15 protein-coding genes are annotated in these 20807 nt (G+C 73.7%); 11 read left to right on the plus strand and 4 right to left on the minus strand.

What is annotated here, in order from left to right:
* Nucleotides 1–31: 31 nt before the first annotated feature.
* Nucleotides 32–1153, minus strand: a complete 1122-nt coding sequence (locus ASD90_RS08980; protein WP_056754855.1) for a carbohydrate kinase family protein — start codon at nucleotides 1151–1153, stop codon at nucleotides 32–34.
* A 152-nt stretch (nucleotides 1154–1305) separates the two neighbouring features.
* Between ASD90_RS08980 and ASD90_RS08985 the strand changes: the two genes are divergently transcribed.
* The gene (locus tag ASD90_RS08985) at nucleotides 1306–2667 is read left to right on the plus strand and encodes a 6-phospho-beta-glucosidase (protein WP_056754857.1); all 1362 of its coding nucleotides are present in this window, start codon (nucleotides 1306–1308) and stop codon (nucleotides 2665–2667) included.
* A 19-nt stretch (nucleotides 2668–2686) separates the two neighbouring features.
* Here the strand turns inward: ASD90_RS08985 and ASD90_RS08990 are convergent, their stop codons facing one another.
* Nucleotides 2687–5857, minus strand: a complete 3171-nt coding sequence (locus tag ASD90_RS08990; RefSeq protein ID WP_056754859.1) for a discoidin domain-containing protein — start codon at nucleotides 5855–5857, stop codon at nucleotides 2687–2689.
* 126 nt (nucleotides 5858–5983) lie between these two features.
* On the opposite strand from ASD90_RS08990, the gene ASD90_RS08995 reads away from it, so the two are divergent.
* The 9 genes from ASD90_RS08995 to ASD90_RS23955 all read left to right on the plus strand — a co-directional run bounded on the left by ASD90_RS08995 (nucleotide 5984) and on the right by ASD90_RS23955 (nucleotide 16042).
* A complete protein-coding gene (locus tag ASD90_RS08995; RefSeq protein ID WP_082588593.1) occupies nucleotides 5984–6742 on the plus strand; it encodes a LamB/YcsF family protein in 759 nt (252 codons plus the stop codon).
* Between the two features lie 23 nt (nucleotides 6743–6765).
* Nucleotides 6766–8367, plus strand: coding sequence for an urea amidolyase family protein (locus tag ASD90_RS09000; RefSeq protein ID WP_082588659.1), 1602 nt, complete (start codon nucleotides 6766–6768; stop codon nucleotides 8365–8367).
* A 187-nt stretch (nucleotides 8368–8554) separates the two neighbouring features.
* Complete coding sequence (locus ASD90_RS24260; protein ID WP_056754866.1) at nucleotides 8555–9511, plus strand: lytic transglycosylase domain-containing protein; 957 nt, start codon at nucleotides 8555–8557, stop codon at nucleotides 9509–9511.
* Nucleotides 9512–9673: 162 nt separating this feature from the next.
* Entirely contained in the window at nucleotides 9674–11398 is a 1725-nt protein-coding gene (locus ASD90_RS09010; RefSeq protein WP_056754869.1) for a nitrite/sulfite reductase, read from the plus strand.
* Nucleotides 11395–12144 carry a phosphoadenylyl-sulfate reductase gene (locus ASD90_RS09015; protein WP_056754872.1) on the plus strand — a complete coding sequence of 250 codons (750 nt, stop codon included), beginning with the start codon at nucleotides 11395–11397 and terminating at the stop codon, nucleotides 12142–12144. Before ASD90_RS09010 ends, ASD90_RS09015 begins: the two co-directional genes overlap by 4 nt.
* On the plus strand, nucleotides 12141–13088 hold the full coding sequence (gene cysD, locus ASD90_RS09020) for a sulfate adenylyltransferase subunit CysD (protein ID WP_056754874.1): 948 nt from the start codon (nucleotides 12141–12143) through the stop codon (nucleotides 13086–13088). The genes ASD90_RS09015 and cysD overlap by 4 nt, the downstream gene beginning before the upstream one ends.
* Before the next feature lie 73 nt (nucleotides 13089–13161).
* The gene (locus ASD90_RS09025; RefSeq protein ID WP_056754876.1) at nucleotides 13162–14532 is read left to right on the plus strand and encodes a sulfate adenylyltransferase subunit 1; all 1371 of its coding nucleotides are present in this window, start codon (nucleotides 13162–13164) and stop codon (nucleotides 14530–14532) included.
* The gene (gene cobA / locus ASD90_RS09030; protein ID WP_056754878.1) at nucleotides 14520–15743 is read left to right on the plus strand and encodes a uroporphyrinogen-III C-methyltransferase; all 1224 of its coding nucleotides are present in this window, start codon (nucleotides 14520–14522) and stop codon (nucleotides 15741–15743) included. The genes ASD90_RS09025 and cobA overlap by 13 nt, the downstream gene beginning before the upstream one ends.
* Before the next feature lie 125 nt (nucleotides 15744–15868).
* Nucleotides 15869–16042: a hypothetical protein gene (locus ASD90_RS23955; protein WP_157611066.1), complete on the plus strand. Its 174-nt coding sequence runs from the start codon at nucleotides 15869–15871 to the stop codon at nucleotides 16040–16042.
* Between the two features lie 15 nt (nucleotides 16043–16057).
* Here the strand turns inward: ASD90_RS23955 and ASD90_RS09035 are convergent, their stop codons facing one another.
* Entirely contained in the window at nucleotides 16058–16612 is a 555-nt protein-coding gene (locus ASD90_RS09035) for a hypothetical protein (protein ID WP_056754881.1), read from the minus strand.
* 99 nt (nucleotides 16613–16711) lie between these two features.
* On the opposite strand from ASD90_RS09035, the gene ASD90_RS09040 reads away from it, so the two are divergent.
* Nucleotides 16712–19768 (plus strand): alpha-mannosidase, encoded by a 3057-nt coding sequence (locus ASD90_RS09040; protein WP_056754884.1) that lies wholly within the window; start codon nucleotides 16712–16714, stop codon nucleotides 19766–19768.
* A gap of 59 nt (nucleotides 19769–19827) precedes the next feature.
* On the opposite strand, the gene ASD90_RS09045 is transcribed toward ASD90_RS09040, so the two are convergent.
* A complete protein-coding gene (locus ASD90_RS09045) occupies nucleotides 19828–20781 on the minus strand; it encodes a phosphotransferase enzyme family protein (protein ID WP_056754887.1) in 954 nt (317 codons plus the stop codon).
* Nucleotides 20782–20807 lie beyond the last annotated feature (26 nt).

Here is a 20807-nt window from a genome sequence, read left to right on the forward strand (position 1 = left end):
GCGGCCACGTTTTCCCCACCAGGGCTGAGGGTCAGTCGAGGTCCTGCACGTCGGCGCGCTTGGCGATCGTCGCGGTCGCCCGGCGGCAGGCCATGACGGGCACGCGCGGCACGATCTCGTCGAGGAAGCCGAAGCGCCGGCGGAGGGAGCGGTGGTACGCGTCGCCGCTCGTGTCGGAGACGAGCGCGGTCCACCAGTCGGCGAGGTCGCCCCAGCCGGGTGCCGCGAGCGAGCCGCCGTACTGCTGGAGCGCGAGGCCGGCGCAGAGGCTCGCGAAGGTCATCCGCTGCTCGAGCGGCCACTCGGCGAGGGTGCCGACGAGCAGGGCTGCCCCGAAGACGTCGCCGGCCCCGGTGGGGTCGACCTCCTGGACGCGGAGCGACGGGACGCGCGCCTCCTCGCCGGTGCGGGCGTCGATGCCGAGCGCCCCGTCGGCGCCGTCGGTGACGATCGCGACGGGCACCCGGTCTGCGAGGGCGTAGACGGCTTCGACCGGGGAGCCGGTGCCGGTGTAGGCCATCGCCTCGACGGCGTTCGGCATGAAGACGTCGCAGCGCTCGAGCCGGTCGAGCACGTGGGGCGACCACTGCTCCTTGGGGTCCCAGCCGACGTCGGCGAAGACGAGTGCCCCGTTGTCGCGGGCCCGGTCGACCCACGTCGGGCCGTTCGCGCCGAAGGCCTCGTCCTCGCCGAGGTCGACCATGACGGCGCGCGACCGCGGGGGCGTCCCGATGAGCTCGCTCGCGGGGACGGGCGAGGGGTGCCCGTGCGAGACCATGCTGCGGTCCCGGTCGACCGACATCGAGACGGTGACGGGGCTGTGCCAGTCGGCGAAGCGGCGGCTGCGCGCGAGGTCGATGCCCTCCTGCTCCGCGAGGGTGCGCCAGCAGAAGTCGCCGTAGTCGTCGTCGCTGAACGCGGCCGCGAGGCCGGTGCGCAGCCCGAGCCGGCGGGTGGCGACGGCGAGGTTGGCGATGCCGCCCGGGCACGACGCGAGCCCCTCGGCCCACACCTCGGTGCCCGGCTTGGGTGCGCTGGGCAGCCCGGCGAAGATCATGTCGAGGAAGACAGTGCCCCAGACGAACACGTCGAGCGGCGGATCGTCGTCCGTGCGACGGGACGCGAGCGGGTCGAACGTGTGGTTGAGAGGCACGTCTCCATGATCCCGCACCCGCGCCCGCGACTCGCCGGGTTTCCCGCCGACGTATGCCGTGTGGCCGCCTCCCGGGCACCGTCGGGCCGGCGCCCCGTCCCGTCGGGTGGCCGCGCCGTCACACCTTGGTACGGTCCGAGGGTGGTGCTGCCATGAAGCTGGTCATCCTCGGCGGGGGCGGGTTCCGCGTGCCGCTCGTCCACGGTGCGCTGCTGCGCGACACCGCGGACCGCCGCGTCACCGAGGTCGTCCTCCACGACACGGACAGCGCCCGGCTCGACGTCATGCAGCGGGTCCTCTCGGCCCAGGCCGCCCTGCACCCGCGTGGCCCGGTCCTGCCGCCGTCGGTCACGGCGACGACGGACCTCGACGCGGCGCTCGAGGGCGCCGACTTCGTCTTCTCGGCGATGCGGGTCGGGGGCCTCGAGGGTCGCACCGCCGACGAGCGGATCGCCCTCGACCTGGGGCTCCTCGGCCAGGAGACGACCGGCCCCGGCGGCGTCGGCTACGGCCTGCGCACCGTGCCGGTCGCGCTCGACGTCGCCGAACGCGTACGCCGTCTGGTCCCCGACGCGTGGGTCATCAACTTCACCAACCCGGCCGGTCTCGTGACCCAGGCGATGCAGTCGGTGCTCGGCGACCGGGTCGTCGGCATCTGCGACTCGCCGCTGGGCCTCGCCAAGCGGGCCGCGGGCGCGCTCGGGCACGACCTCGACGACCTCGAGATCGACTACGCCGGGCTCAACCACCTCGGCTGGCTCACCGGCCTGCGCCTCGACGGCCGCGACCTGCTCCCCGACCTCCTCGCGGACGAGCCCGCGCTCGGCGCCATCGAGGAGGGACAGCTCTTCGGCACCGAGTGGCTGCGGTCGCTCGGGTCCCTGCCCAACGAGTACCTCTTCTACTACTACTTCACGCGCGACGCGATCGCCCAGATCACCGGGGCGCCGCAGACCCGCGGTGAGTACCTCGTCGGCCAGCAGGCCGACTTCTATGCCGGGGTCGCCGGCGCGCCCGAGCAGGCCTGGCAGCGCTGGGATGCCGTGCGCCGCGACCGCAACGCGACCTACATGCAGGAGACCCGCGAGGGCGACGACGGGCAGGCGCACGAGCGCGCCGAGGCCGACGTCGAGGGCGGCGGCTACGAGGGCGTGGCGCTCGCCCTCATGGCGGCGATCGCCCGCGACGAGCCGGCGCGCCTCATCCTCAACGTCCGCAACGGGGGCGCCGTCGCGGGGCTGCCGGACGACGCGGTCGTCGAGGTGCCGTGCCGGGTCGATGCCGCCGGGCCCGTGCCGGTCGCGGTCAGCCCTCTGCCCGGTCATGCCCTCGGCCTCGTGCAGCAGGTCAAGGCCGTCGACGAGCTCGTCATCCGGGCCGCCGTCGAACAGTCGAGATCCCTTGCGGTGCAAGCGTTCGCCCTGCACCCGCTCGTCGACTCGGTCACGGTCGCGCGCGAGCTGCTGACCGCATACGCACGCCGTCTCCCCGAGCACTACCGACGCCTGGCGTAGACCCCCCGGCGCCCCGTGGTCAGCCGGGCGTCACCGAGAAGGACACGACGGTGACCCGCTTGCCCGAGTCGCCGGGTGCCGTCACCTCCAGCGCGACGTACCGCGCCGACGTGTCGAGCCGGACGGCACCCAGCACCACGCCGGGGTCGACACGACCCACCCGGCGGAAGGTGAGCCCGTCGTCGGACACCTCGACGGAGCCGGTGCCCGGAGCGGTCCCCCAGTCGACGACCGCGCGTCCGAGAGCCGTCGACGACCCCAGGTCCACGACCATCCTGCCGGAGCCGGTGACCTCCCACGCCGTCGTGGCGTCCCCGTCCACGGCCGCCGCGGGCGAGGTCATCGTCGCGGGCAGGGGTGAGGTCGGGAAGGTCTGACGGGTGAGTGCGAGGTCGTCGAGGGGGTATGCCGTGCCGCTCACCCTCGCGGTCGTCGTGCGGGTGAGCGACACCGTCACGCGACGGCGCTCGCCGTTCGCGAACGCGACCTCGACCTGGCCGTCGATGCCGCTCAGGCGGGCGGTCACGGCATCGTCGACCGAGACGACCAGCCCGTCCGCCGGCCGGCCTCCGCCGATCGCCGAGACCGTCGCCCGGGGGGCGAGCACCACGCCCGACGACGAGCCGAGCGCGGCCGTCAGCACGCTGCCGTCGCCGGTGATGCGCTGCGTGCCCTCGTAGCAGGGCACGGCACCGTCGGCAGCCAGCGCGATGTCGGTGTCCACGTCCGCGTCGGTGAGGTTGACGATGCTGAGATGCCCACCCGCGAGGGACGCCGTGACGCCCGGCGTCGCGGGCCGGGGCGCGTCCGCCTCGGCGGCATCCGCGAGCCGCGCGAGGTCGGCGGACCGGACGTCCGGGAGGCCTTCGACGACGATGCCGGCGCTCCCCGCGGCCGGACCGGCCGACAGGGTGAGGATGCTGTCACCGACCTCGATCGGGTTGGCCGAGCCGCGCACGAGGAAGCCGACCCGGTCGTCGATGCCGACCCAGCGGGAGCTGCGCAGCACGCGAGGGTAGGCGGCCCGCGTCGTCCACGTGGTGCCGTCGTCCGAGGTCTGCACGACGTAGGCGCGGCCGGCCGCGGCCTCCCAGTCGATGGTCACCTGACCGACCGCCGTCGGAGTGCCCAGGTCGACGGCGAGCCAGCTGTCGGCGCGCGGCCGGTCGGCCCGCGACACCGCCCAGCGGGTCGTCGAGTCGGCGTCGGTCGCCAGGGACGCAGCGCGGCCCGTGTCGCTCGACGACGCCGTGGTCGGGCGCCGGACGGCGAGGTCCGCCCCGTCGGGGGCCGAACGCACCTCGAAGGAGATGACCGAGTAGCCGTAGGTCGGGTCCGGCGTCACGCCGAGCATCCGCACGTGACGTGCCGTCACCGACCCGGCGACGTCGACGACGTCTCGGCGTGCGACCCCGGCCGGGAGGCCACCCTGTGCGTCGGCGGCCTTGGCTTCCAGCGTGCCGTCCGCGGTGACGAAGGTTCGGGTGCCCTCGAGCCCGCGCACGCCGGGCATCGTCAGGTTGTGCAGCCCGAACGTGCCTTCGCGGTCGGCCACCCCGGAGCTGGTCAAGACGACCTCGCCACCGGGCAACGTGGCGAGCCCGACGCGTCCGGCGGTGCCGAGGGTGAGCACGGTGACCGACGCCTCGTAGCCGTCCCGCGCGGCGGCATAGGTGCGCGCACTCCGGGCGGTCACGCCGAGGTTGGTGCGAGGGAGGTACATCGGCGACGTGCCGCCGAGGTTGAAGAACCAGTCGTCGTGGTCCGGCTGCCACGCGAGCTTGACGAAGCCGGCTTTGCTGATCGCGCCGGCCCAGGCCCGCGGGCTCTGGTGCGACACGATGCCGGGGCCCGAGCCGAGGTCGACCGCCCCGGTGCCGGCGGCATACAGCTCCTCCGACGTCAGGGGCTCGGGGCCCCCGCCGTGCGCGGCTCGCCACTCGTGGAGCAGGAAGCTGATCGCGACCTCTGCCCGTGCCTCGGGCTCGTACTTCGGCTCACCGGAGAACTTCGTCAGCCGGTGCTCCGGTGGGTAGGCGAGGTAGGGCAGGAGCCGGTCGGCGAGGTCGGCCTCCGAGCGGGCAGCCGCCCGGTCACCGAGGACCTGCGCGAGGAAGGCGAGCGGGATGACGTCGCGTCCGTAGAGGTGCTCGCGGTCGTCCACGAGCGGCATGAGCGGCTCGCCGGCGTCGCTCATGAACCCGACGAGCCGGTTCCACAGGGGCTCTCCGTTGGGCTGACGGGTCAGCACCTCGGGCAGCGGACGCCCGGCGACGACGAAGTGCGCGGCGTTGCGCCCGGACGTGCGCCACATCTCCGACTGGTAGTGCGGACCGAAGGAGCCGTGGTTCTCGACGACGAACGTGTCATGGACGTTGTGGGCCGTGTTCGTGAGCACCGGGATGCCGTCGACGACCGTCGGGTTGGCCGCGTCGGCCTGCGGGAGGCTCCCCTCGTTGCGGCTCCAGCGTCCGTAGGCGGCGAACCAGTCCTGCCAGCGCGCGTCGTCGGGCGCCCAGGCGAGACCTGGGGCGAGGGACTGGGCGTAGACACCCATCTCCTCCAGCTTCGTGTCACCGACCCAGCCGCCCTTGAGGCCGTTGGGGGTCCACGAGCCGGACGCCGGGTCGTCGCCCGTGCCGAGCGAGGTCGTGTACGCGGCCTGCTCGACGGCGATCGCCCGCATGCGGTCGCGGGTCGTCTCGTCGAGCTCGTCCCAGAGCAGGCGTGCGGCGAGCTGGACGTAGAGCTGGAAGGTCGTGTCGAAGAAGAGCGTGCGGCCCCACTCGGTGCCGCCGACGTTCCGGTTGGACGCCGCGAAGTGCCTGAGGCTCGCCAGGGTGCGTGCGCGCAGTGTGGCCTCGTCGACCCCCGCCTCGTCGGGGTCGTAACCCCCGCGGGTGAGCAGTACGGCGTGCCCGAGGACGACCGCGAAGCCGAAGTCGGTCGTGCGGTAGTGCCCGGCCGCCGCGTCCCACTGGGTCTCGGACCATCGCGTGTGGCGCAGCAGCGCCCGGTGGTAGGTCTGGGCCACCGGGTCGGCGTCGAGCCACCCGTCCGGTGCGGCGAGCGGCGCGGACAGACCGAGCGCCGAGGCCGGTGATGCCTGGACGCCGGGAAGGCACGCGGCCACACCTCCCGCTCCGAGGAGCCCGAGGAAGCGACGGCGCGAGGTGACGGTCGTTGTCATGGCGTGATCCTTCGACCGTGTCAGAGGGTCAGTCAACGGTCCGTCACGGTGCTGTCCGATCAGGACAGGGGGATCGGACACGGCCAGGCCATGCGGCGCCGACCTCCGGTGCGGGAGGATCGGGTCATGCGCCTCGACCTCAACGCCGACGTCGGTGAGTCCTTCGGTGTGTGGACCCTGGGCGACGACGCCGCCGTGCTCGACGTCGTCACGAGCGCCAACGTCGCCTGCGGCTTCCACGCCGGGGACCCGCTCACGCTGCGCACGACGTGCCGGTATGCCGCCGAGCGGGGTGTCGTCGTCGGCGCGCAGGTCGCCTACCGCGACCTCGCCGGCTTCGGTCGGCGCTTCATGGACGTCCCGGCCGAGGAGCTGACCGCCGACCTCATCTACCAGCTCGGCGCCCTGTCGGCGATCGCCCAGGTCGAGGGCACTGACGTCGCCTACGTCAAGCCGCACGGCGCCCTCTACAACGCGGTCGTCCACCACGAGGCGCAGGCCCGGGCGCTCGTCGACGCCGTCGTGGCGGTCGACACGTCCCTGCCGGTCCTCGGCCTGCCCGGCAGCCTCGTGCTCGAGCTCGCGGCGGACGCCGGGCTGCGCGCGGTGACCGAGGCCTTCGCCGACCGTGCCTACACGCCCGAGGGTCGGCTCGTGCCGCGCACGGAGCCGGGAGCGGTCCTCCACGACCCGGTCGAGGTGGCGGCGCGTGTCGTCCGACTCGTGCTCGACGGCGTCGTCACCGCCGTCGACGGCACGGACGTCGAGGTGCGCGCGGAGTCCGTGTGCATCCACGGCGACACCCCGGGCGCCGTCGCGATGGCGCGGGCGGTGCGGGCGGGTCTCGAGCAGGCCGGCGTCGAGATCCGCCCCTTCGCGGGCTGAGCGTGGAGGCGCGGCTGCTTCCGATGGGTGGCGCAGCCCTGCTCGTCGAGGTGGCCGACACCGACGCCGCGCTGGTCCTGCGAGCCCACCTGGCGCCGCTCGTCGAGCAGGCTGCCGGCGTATGGGCGGCCGTCGACCACCTCGTCGTGGGCGCACGCACGGTGCTCGTCGTGGTGCGCGATCCCGGCCTGCGGTCGGACGTCGGTCGGGCGTGCCTCGACGAGGCGGCCGGACTCGCCGCGACTCCCACGGTCCCGGGCGAGGACGTCGTCGAGATCCCGGTCCGCTACGACGGGCCCGACCTCGAGGAGGTCGCCCGCCTCACCGGCCTCTCCCGCGACGCGGTAGTCCGGGCCCACACCGGCACGACCTGGCGGGTCGGCTTCGGTGGCTTCGCGCCCGGCTTCGCCTACCTCGTCGACGGAGACCCCCGACTGCGGGTCCCACGCCGGGACGAGCCGCGCACGCGAGTCCCGGCCGGATCGGTCGCTCTGGCAGGCGATTTCAGCGGTGTCTACCCCCAGGACTCGCCCGGGGGCTGGCAGCTGGTCGGGACCACCGATGCAGCCCTGTGGGACGTCGACCGCGACCCGCCCGCCCTCCTCGTGCCCGGTCGGTCGGTCCGCTTCGTCGATGTCGACGCCACCTCGCCCCCGTCGTCGAGTGGCCCCCTGGCCCCACGCACCACACGGGTGACCGGGGCGGGAGCGACAGCCGGGCCCCCCGAGGGGCAGGACCGTGCGGCCGGGCGGGGGCTGGAGGTGCTCGCCACCGGGCCGCTCACGCTCGTCGAGGACCTCGGCCGGCCCGGCTTCGCCGACGTGGGGGTGGGACGCTCCGGCGCAGCCGACCCGACGGCATACCTCCTCGGTCTGCGTCTGGTCGGGCACGCAGACGCCGGCGAGGCGACGCCCGCCTCCCTCGAGGTCACGCTCGGTGGGCTGTCCGTGCGTGCCCGCGGCGACCTGCTCGTGGCGCTGACCGGAGCTCCGTGCCCGGCGGACGTCGACGGCAGGCCGGTCCCGCACGCCGCGCCGGTCGCGCTCGCCGACGGGCAGGTGCTGACGCTCGGGGTCCCGACGGTCGGCCTGCGCACGTGGCTCGCCGTGCGGGGCGGTGTCGTGGTCGCGCCGGTGCTGGGGTCGCGGTCGACGGACACGCTGGCGCGCCTCGGACCGCCCGTCCCCTCGGTCGGCGACGTGCTCCCCGTCGGACTTGCGCCGGCGTCGTTCCCCGTCGTCGAGGTGGCACCGCAGCCGTCGTTCCCCACGGGCGAGGTCGTGCTCGACCTGGTCCCGGGATCCCGCGCTGACTGGTGTGACCTCTCAGGTCTCGACGACGTGCGCTGGACCATCTCCTCTCGCAGCAACCGCGTGGGAATCCGCCTGGAGGGCAAACAGATCCATCGACAGGGCGCGTATGCCGACCGCGAGCTCCCGAGTGAGGGCATGGTCACGGGGGCGGTGCAGGTGCCACCGGGTGGTGAGCCCGTCGTCTTCCTCACCGACCACCCGGTGACCGGCGGCTATCCCGTCGTCGCCGTGCTGACGCCGCCCGCCGTGGCCCTCGCGGCACAGCTGCGTCCCGGACAGCAGGTGCGGCTGCGCTGGTCACGCGGCGGGTGACGAGGATGCGAGCGACCTGCCGGGGTGGATTCCTTCACCGAGGTGTCGCGGGCGCCCGGCGTCGCGACGACGCGAGCCGCGGGGCAGGATGGTCCGTGGCCCGACGGGACTCGGCGTTCGTCGCCATGATCGGGGAATTCGCGTTCTACTGGTGAGTGGGGCGCCCACGCGCCACCGAGGAGGGGACATGTCACGCCGGACCGGGCGAGGCCTGACCGCGGCACGAGCCGCCGCGGCCTCCGTCGCCGTGGCTGCGGTCCTGCTCGGTGGGGCCCCAGGGGCCGTGGCCGACACCGCGCCCGCCGTGCCGACGCCCACCCCGGCGCCGCTGCTGTCTCCCCTGGTCGGCGGTGGGACTGCGTCGCCCACCAGCACCGCCGGCGCGACTCCATCTGATTCACGACCGCCCTTCGACGCCGGGTTCGGTTCCGTGGCAGGCGATCTCGTGCTCCCGGTCTTCGACGAGATCCGCGTCGCGGCGGCACTCCTCGTCGGGGACGCGGCCCAGGTTCCGGTCCCGGTCCCCGCCGCCTCCCTCGAGCCGGGCGGCGGGTCGAGCAGCAACCCCACGCCGTGGCGACCGAAGGCGGTCATCAGGATCCCGGTCGCCGTCAAGGCGCCCTCGAAGGGCACCACGAGGCCGGCCGCGCGGACCAAGGACGAGATCCTCTGGGCGGCATACGCGGGCGCTGCGCAGCGGCAGCGCAGCTGTCGCATCCCTGTCATGCTCCTGGCCGCGATCGGCGAGGTCGAGTCGTCCTCGCTACGTGGGCGCCGGCTCGACGCCGGGCACGACGTGGTCCCGCCGGTCTTTGGCCCCGTGCTCTCGGCGATCCGCGACAGCGACGGCGGACTCTACGACGGCGACTCGGTGTGGGACCGCGCCGCCGGGCCGATGCAGTTCATCCCGGGCACGTGGCGCCTGTGGGGCGCCGACGGCAACGGCGACGGCGTCCGCGACCCGCAGAACGTCGAGGACGCCGCGCTCGCCGCCGCGAACTACCTCTGCGCCGGTGGGCGCGACCTGTCGCGACCGGCCGACCTCACCGCCGCCGTGCTCTCCTACAACCACTCGCAGCGCTACCTCTCCACCGTGCTCGGCATCGTCCAGGCCGTCGACTCCGGCCAGCTCGCCGGCCCCTGACCCTGAAGCCCAACCGTCGAAAGGCCACAAACCGGGACGCGGTTCGTGGCCTTTCGACGGTTGACGGGCGTGCCTGCCCGGCATTCCCACCGGGTTGGTGGGAAAGGGCCGCACTCTGGACCCGGTTGGGCTGGGATAATCGCTGGTTATACATTCGATCACATGACCGTCACCGAATCCGCGACCGGAACGGGCCCCGCGCGCCCCGGCACGCGTCCGCCCCGCGCCGGCCGCTCCAACGGGCAGTGGAAGGTCGACGGCACCGAGCCGCTCAACGGCAACGAGGCGTGGAAGCAGGAGGACGGCGGGCTCAACGTCCGCGAGCGCATCGAGCAGGTCTACTCGCGCGAGGGCTTCGCGTCCATCCCGCCCCAGGACCTCTCCGGCCGGTTCCGCTGGTGGGGGCTCTACACGCAGCGCCGTCCCGGCATCGACGGCGGCCGCACGGCCCAGCTCGACGACACCGAGCTGTCCGACGAGTACTTCATGCTCCGCGTCCGCCTCGACGGCGGCGCGATCGGCCTCGCCCAGCTGCGCGTCCTCGCGGAGATCAGCCACGAGTTCGCCCGCGGCACGGCAGACATCAGCGACCGCCAGAACATCCAGTACCACTGGATCCGCGTCGAGGACGTCCCCGAGATCTGGCGCCGCCTCGAGGCCGTCGGCCTCCAGACGACCGAGGCCTGCGGCGACACCCCCCGCGTCATCCTCGGCAGCCCGCTCGCCGGCGTCGCGCAGGACGAGATCATCGACCCGACGCCGGTCATCGACGAGATCCTCGACCGCTACATCGGCGACCCCGAGCTCGCCAACCTGCCGCGCAAGTTCAAGTCGGCCATCACCGGCCACCCGAGCCTGGACGTCGTGCACGAGATCAACGACATCTCCCTCGTCGGCGTCGTCCACCCCGAGCTCGGCGCCGGCTACGACCTCTGGGTCGGCGGTGGCCTCTCGACGAGCCCCCGCCTGGCCGAGCGCGTCGGGGTCTTCGTGCGGCCCGAGGAGGCGGCCGAGGTCTGGCACGGCGTCATCCGGATCTTCCGCGACTACGGCTACCGCCGCCTGCGCAACAAGGCCCGCCTCAAGTTCCTCCTCGCCGAGTGGGGCCCCGAGAAGTTCCGCCAGGTGCTCCAGGACGAGTACCTCGAGCGTGAGCTCCCCGACGGCCCGCCGCCGGCCCCCGCCAATGGTCCCGGCGACCACGTCGGCGTGCACCTGCAGAAGGACGGCAAGCGCTACATCGGCGCCGCCCCCACCGTCGGGCGCATCAGCGGTGACGTCCTCACCGGTCTCGCCGAGCTCATGGAGTCGGTCGGCTCCGACCGGCTGCGCCTCACCCCGCACCAGAAGCTCGTCGTCCTCGACGTGCCCGGTCGCCGGGTGCGCGGCGCCGTGACGCGCCTCGAGAAGCTCGGGCTGAGCACCGCGCCGAGCCCCTTCCGCCGGCACACGATGGCGTGCACCGGCATCGAGTTCTGCAAGCTCGCCATCGTCGAGACCAAGGCGACGGCCGCGACGACGATCGCCGCTCTCGAGCAGCGCCTCGCCGACGTCACCGGGCAGCTCGACACCCCGATCAGCCTCAACGTCAACGGCTGCCCCAACTCCTGTGCGCGCATCCAGGTGGCCGACATCGGCCTCAAGGGCCAGCTCGTGACGATCGACGGCGAGCAGGTGCCGGGCTTCCAGGTGCACCTCGGCGGTGGCCTCGCCTCCGTCGACCGCGACGAGGCCGGCCTCGGACGCACCGTCCGCGGCCTCAAGGTGACGGCCGACGACCTGCCCGACTACGTCGAGCGCGTCGTGCGGACCTTCCTCGACCAGCGCGAGTCCGGCGAGAGCTTCTCGTCGTGGACCCGTCGAGCAGACGAAGGAGCACTCCTGTGACCGCAGTCCCCCTCGCGACCCCGAAGGTGCCGCGCAGGCGCCGCAGCGAGGTCGAGCTCAAGGCGATCGTCGACGACTTCAACGAGACGCTCGGCGCCGACCCCGAGCACGAGCCCACGGCCGACGAGGTCGCCGCGTGGGCGGCCTTCCACTTCGACGGCACCCTCGCGGTGGCCTGCTCGATGGCCGATGCCGTCCTGCCCCACGTCGTCTCGCGCTTCGCGCCGGGCGTCGACGTCCTCTTCCTCGAGACCGGCTACCACTTCTCCGACACGATCGTCACCCGCGACATCGTCGCCGAGGACCTGCCGATCACGCTCGTCAACGTGCTGCCCGAGCTGACCGTCGCCGAGCAGGACGAGAAGTACGGCGCCCGCCTCTACGAGCGCGACCCGGCGCTCTGCTGCCAGATGCGCAAGGTCGAGCCGCTCGCGCGGACCCTGCCGCTCTACGAGGCGTGGGTCACCGGCGTGCGGCGCGAGGAGGGCCCGACCCGGGCCGACACCCCCCTCGTGACGTGGGACGCCAAGAACGGCCTCGTCAAGATCAACCCGCTCGCGGCGTGGACCTTCGACGAGCTGCTGGCGTATGCCGGTGAGCACCAGGTCGAGGTCAACTCCCTCCTCTCCGACGGCTACCCGTCGATCGGCTGCGAGCCGTGCACCCGCCGGGTCGAGCCCGGCGAGGACCCCCGCGCCGGCCGCTGGGCCGGCTTCTCCAAGACCGAGTGCGGACTCCACACATGACGACGACCACCACCACCCCGCCGGCCGTCGCCGCCGCCGACTCCGACGACCGCCGCCTCACGCACCTCGACGCGCTCGAGGCCGAGGCGATCCTCGTCATCCGCGAGATGGCCGGCGAGCTCGAGCGGCCGGCGCTGCTCTTCAGCGGTGGCAAGGACTCCGTCGTCATGCTCCACCTCGCGACGAAGGCCTTCTGGCCGGCGCCGATCCCCTTCCCGGTGCTGCACGTCGACACGGGCCACAACTTCCCCGAGGTGCTCGCCTACCGCGACGAGACCGTCGAGCGGCTCGGTCTGCGGCTCGTCGTCGCGAGCGTCCAGGACTACATCGACGACGGACGGCTGCGCGAGCGCGCCGACGGCACCCGCAACCCGCTCCAGACGCTGCCGCTGCTCGACGCCATCAACGACAACCGTTTCGACGGCGTCTTCGGCGGCGGCCGCCGCGACGAGGAGAAGGCGCGCGCCAAGGAGCGCATCGTCAGCCTCCGCGACGAGTTCGGCCAGTGGGACCCGAAGAACCAGCGCCCCGAGCTGTGGAACCTCTTCAACCCCAGGCACCGTCCGGGCGAGCACGTGCGTGTCTTCCCGATCAGCAACTGGACCGAGGTCGACATCTGGCGCTACATCGACCGCGAGGACATCCCGCTCGCGCCGCTCTACTACGCCCACGAGCGCGAGGTCTTCCAGCGCGACGGCATGTGGCTCGCGGTCGGTCCGGTGAGCCGGCCCCGTGACGACGAGCCCGTCGAGACGCGCCTCGTGCGCTACCGCACCGTCGGCGACATGTCGTGCACGGGGGCCGTCGAGTCCCCGGCCCGCACCAACGCCGAGATCGTCGTCGAGGTGGCCGCCTCGACCCTGACCGAGCGCGGCGCCACGCGTGCCGACGACCGGATCTCCGAGGCCGCCATGGAGGACCGCAAGAAGGAGGGCTACTTCTGAGCTCCCCACGACGTTCTCCACTCGTCCCTCGCTCCGATACGTCGCGGGGGCCCCACGACAAGGACACCCTGAGATGAGCGCCACCAGCACGCCCGTCCTCGACCCGGCCGCCGTCGCCGGCGCCGCCCGCGGGACGCTCCTGCGGCTCGCCACCGCGGGCTCGGTCGACGACGGCAAGTCGACCCTCGTCGGCCGGCTCCTCCACGACACGAAGTCGGTGCTGTCCGACCAGCTCGCCGCCGTCGAGCGGGTCAGCCGCGACCGCGGCCTGACCGCTGCAGACCTGGCCCTGCTCACCGATGGCCTGCGCGCCGAGCGCGAGCAGGGCATCACCATCGACGTCGCCTACCGCTACTTCGCGACGGCGAGCCGCTCGTTCGTCCTCGCGGACTGCCCCGGGCACGTGCAGTACACCCGCAACACCGTGACGGGCAGCTCGACGGCCGACGTCGTCGTGCTCCTCGTCGACGCCCGCAAGGGCGTGCTCGAGCAGACCCGTCGCCACCTCGCGGTGACCGCGTTGCTCCGGGTGCCGCACGTCGTCGTTGCCGTCAACAAGATCGACCTCGTCGACTTCTCGCAGGAGGTCTACGACCGCGTCGAGGCCGAGGTGCAGGCCGTGGCCCGTGAGCTCGGTGTCGTCGACGCCATCGCGATCCCGGTCAGCGCGCTCGACGGCGACAACGTCGCGGAGCGTTCGCCGCGCACGCCCTGGTACGACGGCCCGAGCCTGCTCGAGCTGCTCGAGGCGCTCCCGCCCTCCGACGACCCGGGGGGCGAGTCCTTCCGGCTGCCGGTGCAGCTCGTCATCCGCCCCCAGGGGGCGGCCCGCGACGAGGCGCACCGCGACTACCGGGGGTATGCCGGCCAGGTGGCCTCGGGCGTCGTGCGCGTCGGTGACGAGGTGGTGGCCCTCCCGTCGGGCCGCCGCACGACCGTCGCGGGCATCGACCTCGGCGACCGCGAGCTCCAGGAGGCCTTCGCGCCGCAGTCGGTGACACTGCGCCTCGCCGACGAGATCGACATCTCGCGCGGCGACGTCATCGCGGCCGCGGCCGATGCCCCCGAGCCGACGCAGGACATCAAGGCCGTCGTCTGCTGGCTCGGCGACGCGCCGCTGCGCCCGGCCCAGCGCCTGCTGCTCAAGCACGGTTCGCGCACGGTGCAGACCGCCGTGCGCTCTCTCGACGGAGCCCTCGACCTCGACGACCTCCACACGGTCCCCGCGGAAGCCCTGTCGCTCAACGACATCGGCCTCGTGACACTTCGTCTCGCCGCGCCCGTCCCGGTCGAGAACTACTCGACCTCGCGCCGCGGTGGCTCGTTCCTGCTCATCGACGCGCACGACGGGCGCACCGTCGCCGCCGGCATGGTCGGCGCGACCCTGCCCACCGCCGCCGACGCCCCGACCGAGCCCGAGGGTGACGAGGAATGGGAGATCTGAAGCCGGGCCTGCCGGTCGTCCTCGACCTGACCGGCCGCCTCGTCGTCGCGGTCGGCGGCGGCCCGGTGTCCGCGCGCCGGGTCCGGGCCTTCCTCGACGAGGGCGCCGTCGTCCGCGTCGTCGCCCCCTGGCTCTGCGAGGACCTGCGCGACCTGGCCGTCGCCGGCCGGGTCGACTGGGCCCCGCGCGACTACGCCGGACCCTCCGACCTCGCCGGCGCCTGGTTCGCCCACACCGCCACGGGCGAGCCGTCGGTCGACCGCGAGGTCGCCGCCGACGCCGAGGCCCTGCGCATCTGGTGCGTCGACGCGACCGACGCGGCCGGCACCACCGCGAGCGTCGCCGCTCGCGCCGACGTGACCACCCCGGACGGCCGCGTCACGGTGGCCGCGTATGCCGCGGGCGACCCCGGTCTGGCCGTGACGGTCCGCGACGGGGTGGAGCGGGCGCTCGCCTCGGGCACCCTCGACCTGCGCCGCACCCGCACGCACGGCAGGCGCGGCTGGGTCGCCCTCGTCGGCGGCGGCCCCGGCACCGACGGCCTGCTCACGACCCGCGGTCACGAGCTGCTCGCGTCGGCCGACGTCGTCGTCGTCGACCGGCTCGCACCCCGGGCCGTCGTCGACCGGCTGCCCGCGTCGGTGCGCGTCATCGACGTCGGCAAGACGCCCGGCCACCACCCGGTGCCGCAGTCGCGGATCAACGACCTGCTCGTCGAGGAGGCCCGGCGGGGCCTCGGCGTCGTGCGCCTCAAGGGCGGCGACCCCTACGTCCTCGGGCGCGGTGGCGAGGAGCGCGACGCGTGCGAGGCACACGGCATACGGGTCGAGGTGGTGCCCGGCGTGACGAGCGCCGTCAGCGTCCCGGCGGCGGCCGGCATCCCCGTCACCCACCGCGGCGTGGCGCGCGGCTTCACCGTCGTCACGGGGCACGACGACATCCCGGTGCTGCCGACGGGCGGTGACCACACGCTCGTCCTGCTCATGGGCGTCACCCAGCTGGCTCGCACGACCGAGCTGCTCGTCCGGCACGGCCGGGCGGCCGACTGCCCCGTCGCGGTCGTCGAACGCGGCTTCGCGCCCGACCAGCGCACGACCGTCGGCACGGTCGGCACCATCGCCGAGCTCGCGCGCGAGCGGGGTGTGCAGGCCCCCGCCGTCGTCGTCGTGGGTGACGTCGTGCGCCTCGGACCCGACTGGCGCCGGCGCTGAACCGCGCTCACCTCGCCCGACCCCAAGGGGTCGGGCCATCCGTGTTTGGCGGCTGCCCGCGCGTCGGGCTATCGTGGTGGCCAACGCATACCCCTATGGGTATCCATCGAGCGAGGAGAGCGACCATGTGCCGAGCGGCCACCTGCAGGACCTGCGGCAAGACGACGTGGGCCGGCTGCGGCCAGCACGTCGACCAGGTCATGCGCAACGTGCCCGCGGGCCAGCGCTGCCCGGGTCACACCGAGCCGGACAAGGCGTCCGGCTCCGGCTTCCTCAGTCGCATGCTCGGTCGCGGCTGACCACGACCGTCCGCGTCAGGCGAGCGCGGCCGCCTGCGCCTCGACGATCGAGACGAGCTGCGGCCACCGCACCGCCTCTGCCCGTCCCCCGAGAGCCGCGACGACGACCGTGCTGCCGGCGACGCACCACACGGTGAGCGTGCGCGAGTGCTCGCCGTCGAGGACGAACGGCTGCTCGGCTGCCTCGACGTGGGTCGTGCCGGCCACCTCGGGTGCCGCGACGGTCCGCAGCTCGCCGACGTCGGAGAGGCCCTTGCTCTGTGGCATCGTCCGCGGCAGGGCGCGCAGCTCGGTCACGGCCGCGCGAGCGTCGTCCGGTGACGCGAAGGGGATGACCTGGATGAAGAGGTCGGCCCGGCCCACCTCCTGGTAGCCGCGCACGCTCGTCACCGAGCGGATCGCGCGCGCCCGGGTGATGGCCTCGCTCGTGCTTCCGCTCGCACCGGTGCGGTACGTCCGCCCACCGCGCGCAGCCCACGGGCCGCCGGGCAGGTCCCCCGCCGCCAGACAGGCGTTGCGCGAGCCGATCGACTTGACCTGCGCCAGCATGAGGCGTCCGATGTTCGTCACGCGGTCACGATATGCCGGAGGTCGGCGCCCGTGCGGCGATCGGTCCGGGTCAGGCCGATGTGCCGACGTCCGCGGACCCCGCACTCCTGAGAGGCAGTCATGCACGACGACATCCCCCTGACCGTGGGCCGCGTGACGCGCGTCCTCAAGGAGCGCATCCTCCCGGCCGTGCACGCCGAGTCGGTGCCGCTCACGGCCCAGTGGCACGAGCTGCCGGGCGAGCCGGTCCCCCCGGCCGAGGGGCTCGCGCTCGACTACACGCCGTATGCCGTGGGCACCCCGTGGGGCGCAGCCTGGGGCACGACGTGGTTCCGCCTCACCGGCCGCGTGCCGGCGCACTGGGCCGGACGACGCGTGGAGGTGGTCGCCGACCTCGGCTTCGACCGCGACATGACCGGTTTCCAGTGCGAGGGCCTCGTCTACCGGGCCGACGGCACGCCCGTGAAGTCCCTCAACCCGCGCAACCAGTGGGTGCTCGTCGCGGACGAGGCCGAGGCCGAGCAGGCCGTCGAGCTCTACGTCGAGGCCGCCTCGAACCCGATCCTGGTCGCGGGCAACCCCTTCGTGCCGACGCGCGAGGGCGACATCGTCACGAGCTCGTCGACGCGCCTCTACACGACGGGCCGACTCGACCTCGCGGTCTTCGAGCGCGACGTCTTCGAGCTGGCGCTCGACGTCGAGGTGCTGCTCGGGCTGCAGGCCGAGCTGCCCGCCGGTCCCCGCCGGATGCGGGTGCTCCAGGCGCTCGACGACGCCATGGACCGCCTCGACCTCCAGCACGTCGCCGCGACGGCCGCCGATGCGCGCGCCGCCCTCGTCGACGTGCTCGCGCAGCCCGCAGAGGCCAGCGCGCACGCGATCTCGGCCATCGGCCACGCGCACATCGACTCCGCGTGGCTCTGGCCGGTGCGCGAGACGATCCGCAAGGTCGCGCGCACCACGTCGTCGATGACGACGCTCATCGACGAGACCGACGACTTCGTCTACGGCATGTCGAGCGCCCAGCAGTACGCGTGGATCAAGGAGCACCGGCCCGAGGTCTGGGAGCGTGTCCGGGCCGCCGTGGCGGCCGGGCGCTTCGTGCCGCTCGGTGGCATGTGGGTCGAGAGCGACACCGTCATGCCGTCGGGCGAGTCGCTCGTGCGCCAGTTCCTCCACGGCCAGCGCTTCTTCGAGACCGAGCTCGGCATCCGCTGCCGGGGCGTCTGGCTGCCCGACAGCTTCGGCTACTCGCCCGCCCTGCCGCAGCTGATGCGCCGGGCCGGCTTCGAGTGGTTCTTCACCCAGAAGATCTCGTGGAACCAGGTCAACACGTTCCCGCACCACACCTTCCTCTGGGAGGGCATCGACGGCTCCCGCGTCCTCAGCCACTTCCCGCCGATGGACACCTACAACGCGCAGCTCTCGGGCTCGGAGGTCGCCACGGCGTCGCGCCAGTTCCGCGAGAGCCGCCACGCGAGCGGCTCCATCGCCCCGGTCGGCTGGGGCGACGGAGGCGGCGGCACGACCCGCGAGATGACCGGCACGGCGAGCCGTCTCGCCGACCTCGAGGGCAGCCCCACGGTGCGCTGGGAGCACCCCGACGCCTTCTTCGACCGCGCCCGCGGGGAGCTGGCGCACCCGCCCGTCTGGGTCGGCGAGCTCTACCTCGAGCTGCACCGGGCCACGCTGACGTCGCAGCACCGGACCAAGCAGGGCAACCGGCGCACCGAGCACCTGCTCGTCGAGGCGGAGCTGTGGGCGGCCACGGCCGCGGTGCGGACGGGGACGGCATACCCCCACGACGAGCTCGACGCGCTGTGGCAGCAGGTGCTGCTCCAGCAGTTCCACGACATCCTGCCCGGGACGTCGATCGCGTGGGTGCACCGCGAGGCCGTGGAGCAGTACGGCCGGGTCACCGAGGCGGCCGAGGCGATCGTCGCCCGCTCGCTCGCGGCGCTCGTCGGTGAGGGCGGAGTGGAGGTCGAGGCCAACGCCGCGCCCTTCGAGCGGTCGGGGGTGCCGGCGGGTGGCGCCGTCACGCGTGAGCCCGCGACCCACGAGCCGGGGGCGTATGCCGTGTCCCTGAGCGAGCGCGACGGCGGCTGGGTCCTCGACAACGGCGTCGTCACCGTCACCGTCTCGGCCGACGGGCTGGTCACCTCGGCCGTCGACGTCGCGACGGGACGCGAGGCGGTCGCGCGGGGGCGGGCGGCCAACCTGCTCCAGCTCCACCAGGACGTCCCGAACCGCTGGGACGCGTGGGACGTCGACCGCTACTACCGCAACCGCGTCACCGACGTGCGCGACGTGAGCGCCCTGACGGCATCGGTCGGCGAGGACGGCGTGGCCCGGGTCGTCGTCGAGCGGCGCATCTCCCCTGCGTCGACGGTGCGGCAGGAGCTCTCGCTCGCGCCGGGTGCGCGGGTGCTCGAGATCTCGCAGGAGACCGACTGGCACGAGACCGAGACGTTCCTCAAGGTCGCCTTCCCCCTCGACGTGCGTGCCGAGCACGTCGCCGCCGAGACCCAGTTCGGCTTCCACCGGCGGGTGACGCACACGAACACGAGCTGGGAGGCGGCGAAGTTCGAGACGTCGATGCACCGTTTCGTGCTCGCCGAGGAGCGCGGCTTCGGGGTCGCGCTCGTCAACGACTCGATCTACGGCCACGACGTCACCCGCGACGTGGACGGTGACGACGTCGTCACGACGGTCCGTCTGTCGCTGCTGCGGGCGCCGCGCTTCCCCGACCCCGGGACCGACCAGGGCGTCCAGACCCACCGCTACGGCCTCGTCGTCGGCGCGGACGCCGACGTCGCCACCCGCGAGGGCGCGCTCATGGGCACGCCGGCCCGTCGGGTCACCGGTGCGCACGGCGTCGACCCGCTCGTCACCGTGACCGGCGAGGGCATCGTCGTGTCGAGCGTCAAGGAGGCCGCCGACCGCTCGGGCGACCTCGTCGTCCGGGTCTACGAGTCGCTCGGGGGCCGCGCCCGGGGCACCCTGCGCCTCGACCTCCCGGTCGCGTCGGTGGCGACGGTGACGCTGCTCGAGGAGCCGCTCGAGGAGCCACTCGAGGAGCCGCTCGGCGGCGGGGAGCTCGCGGTCGTCGACGGCGCCGTGCCGCTCGTGCTCGGGCCGTTCGAGGTGCGCACCCTCCGCGTCGTCCGGGCGTGAGGGCGTCCGCGGGCCGTTGGTCGGTGTGCCGTCGCGTGGTCGTCCGGCGCTCGCCGCGGTCAGGTGACGGCGGCGAGCACCCGGTCGATGCGTGGGAGCGTCACCGGGTCGTCGGGGATCTCGAGGAACCAGGCCGCCAGGCGCTCGCGCTCCGACGCGCTGCTAGCGCCGACCCAGCGGGAGCACGCGAGCTGGCCGATGTGGGCCTGTTCGGCGACGAGCATCGTGAAGTGGCCGCGCCGGGTCACCTGTCCCGGCCCGCCGGCCTCACGGTAGGCCGTGTGGAGCCGTCGCGCCCGCGCCGGGTCGTCGTCGCCGAACTCGAAGAGCACCATGGCGAGCTCCTGGCTCGGGTCGGCCGGGCCGAGGTTCTCGAAGTCGATGACGCAGACCTCGCCGCCGACCGTGGCGAGCACGTTGTCCGCCCAGAGGTCGCGGTGGCAGACCCGAGGTGACTCGTGCGGCTCGATGACCGACTCCACCGCGACGAGCTCGTCGACGAGCGCGCCGAGCTCACCGGCGAAGGGAGCCCCCTCGTCGAGGACCCGCTGGTGCAGGTCGCGCCAGCGCTGCTCGCCGAACCCCGTCGCGAACCAGTTGTCGACGACCCCGTCCGACGGCGCCCCCGCCCGGTGCAGTCCCGCGAGGGTGCGCCCCACCGCCACGGGGTCGAGCCGGCGCGTCCGCGGCTGCAGGTCGACCCACTCGAAGACACGGATCGCGGTCTCGCCGTCCGCGGTGGCGACGGTCGTGGCGACCCCGCCGGTGGCGGTGCGCCGGATCCGCGGCGTCAGGACACCCTCCTCGCGGGCCGCGTCGACGAGGTCGGCATCCCTGGAGGCGGCGTCGAGGTCGGGCGTCGCGAACCACTCCTTGACGGCATGGCTGCCGTGTCCGGTGTCGAGCCGCCAGACCTGGCCGAGCTGCCCGCGGGCCACGGGCCCGGTCAGGGTCGACGTCCCGTCGAGACCGTAGGCGTCCGCGACCTCCTGGGCCGCTGAGGGGGTGAGCATCGGATCTCGCTCGCGCTCAGACGATC

The sequence above is a fragment of the Terrabacter sp. Root181 genome, from assembly GCF_001428505.1.
In the GTDB taxonomy this organism is placed as follows: Bacteria; Actinomycetota; Actinomycetes; order Actinomycetales; family Dermatophilaceae; genus Terrabacter.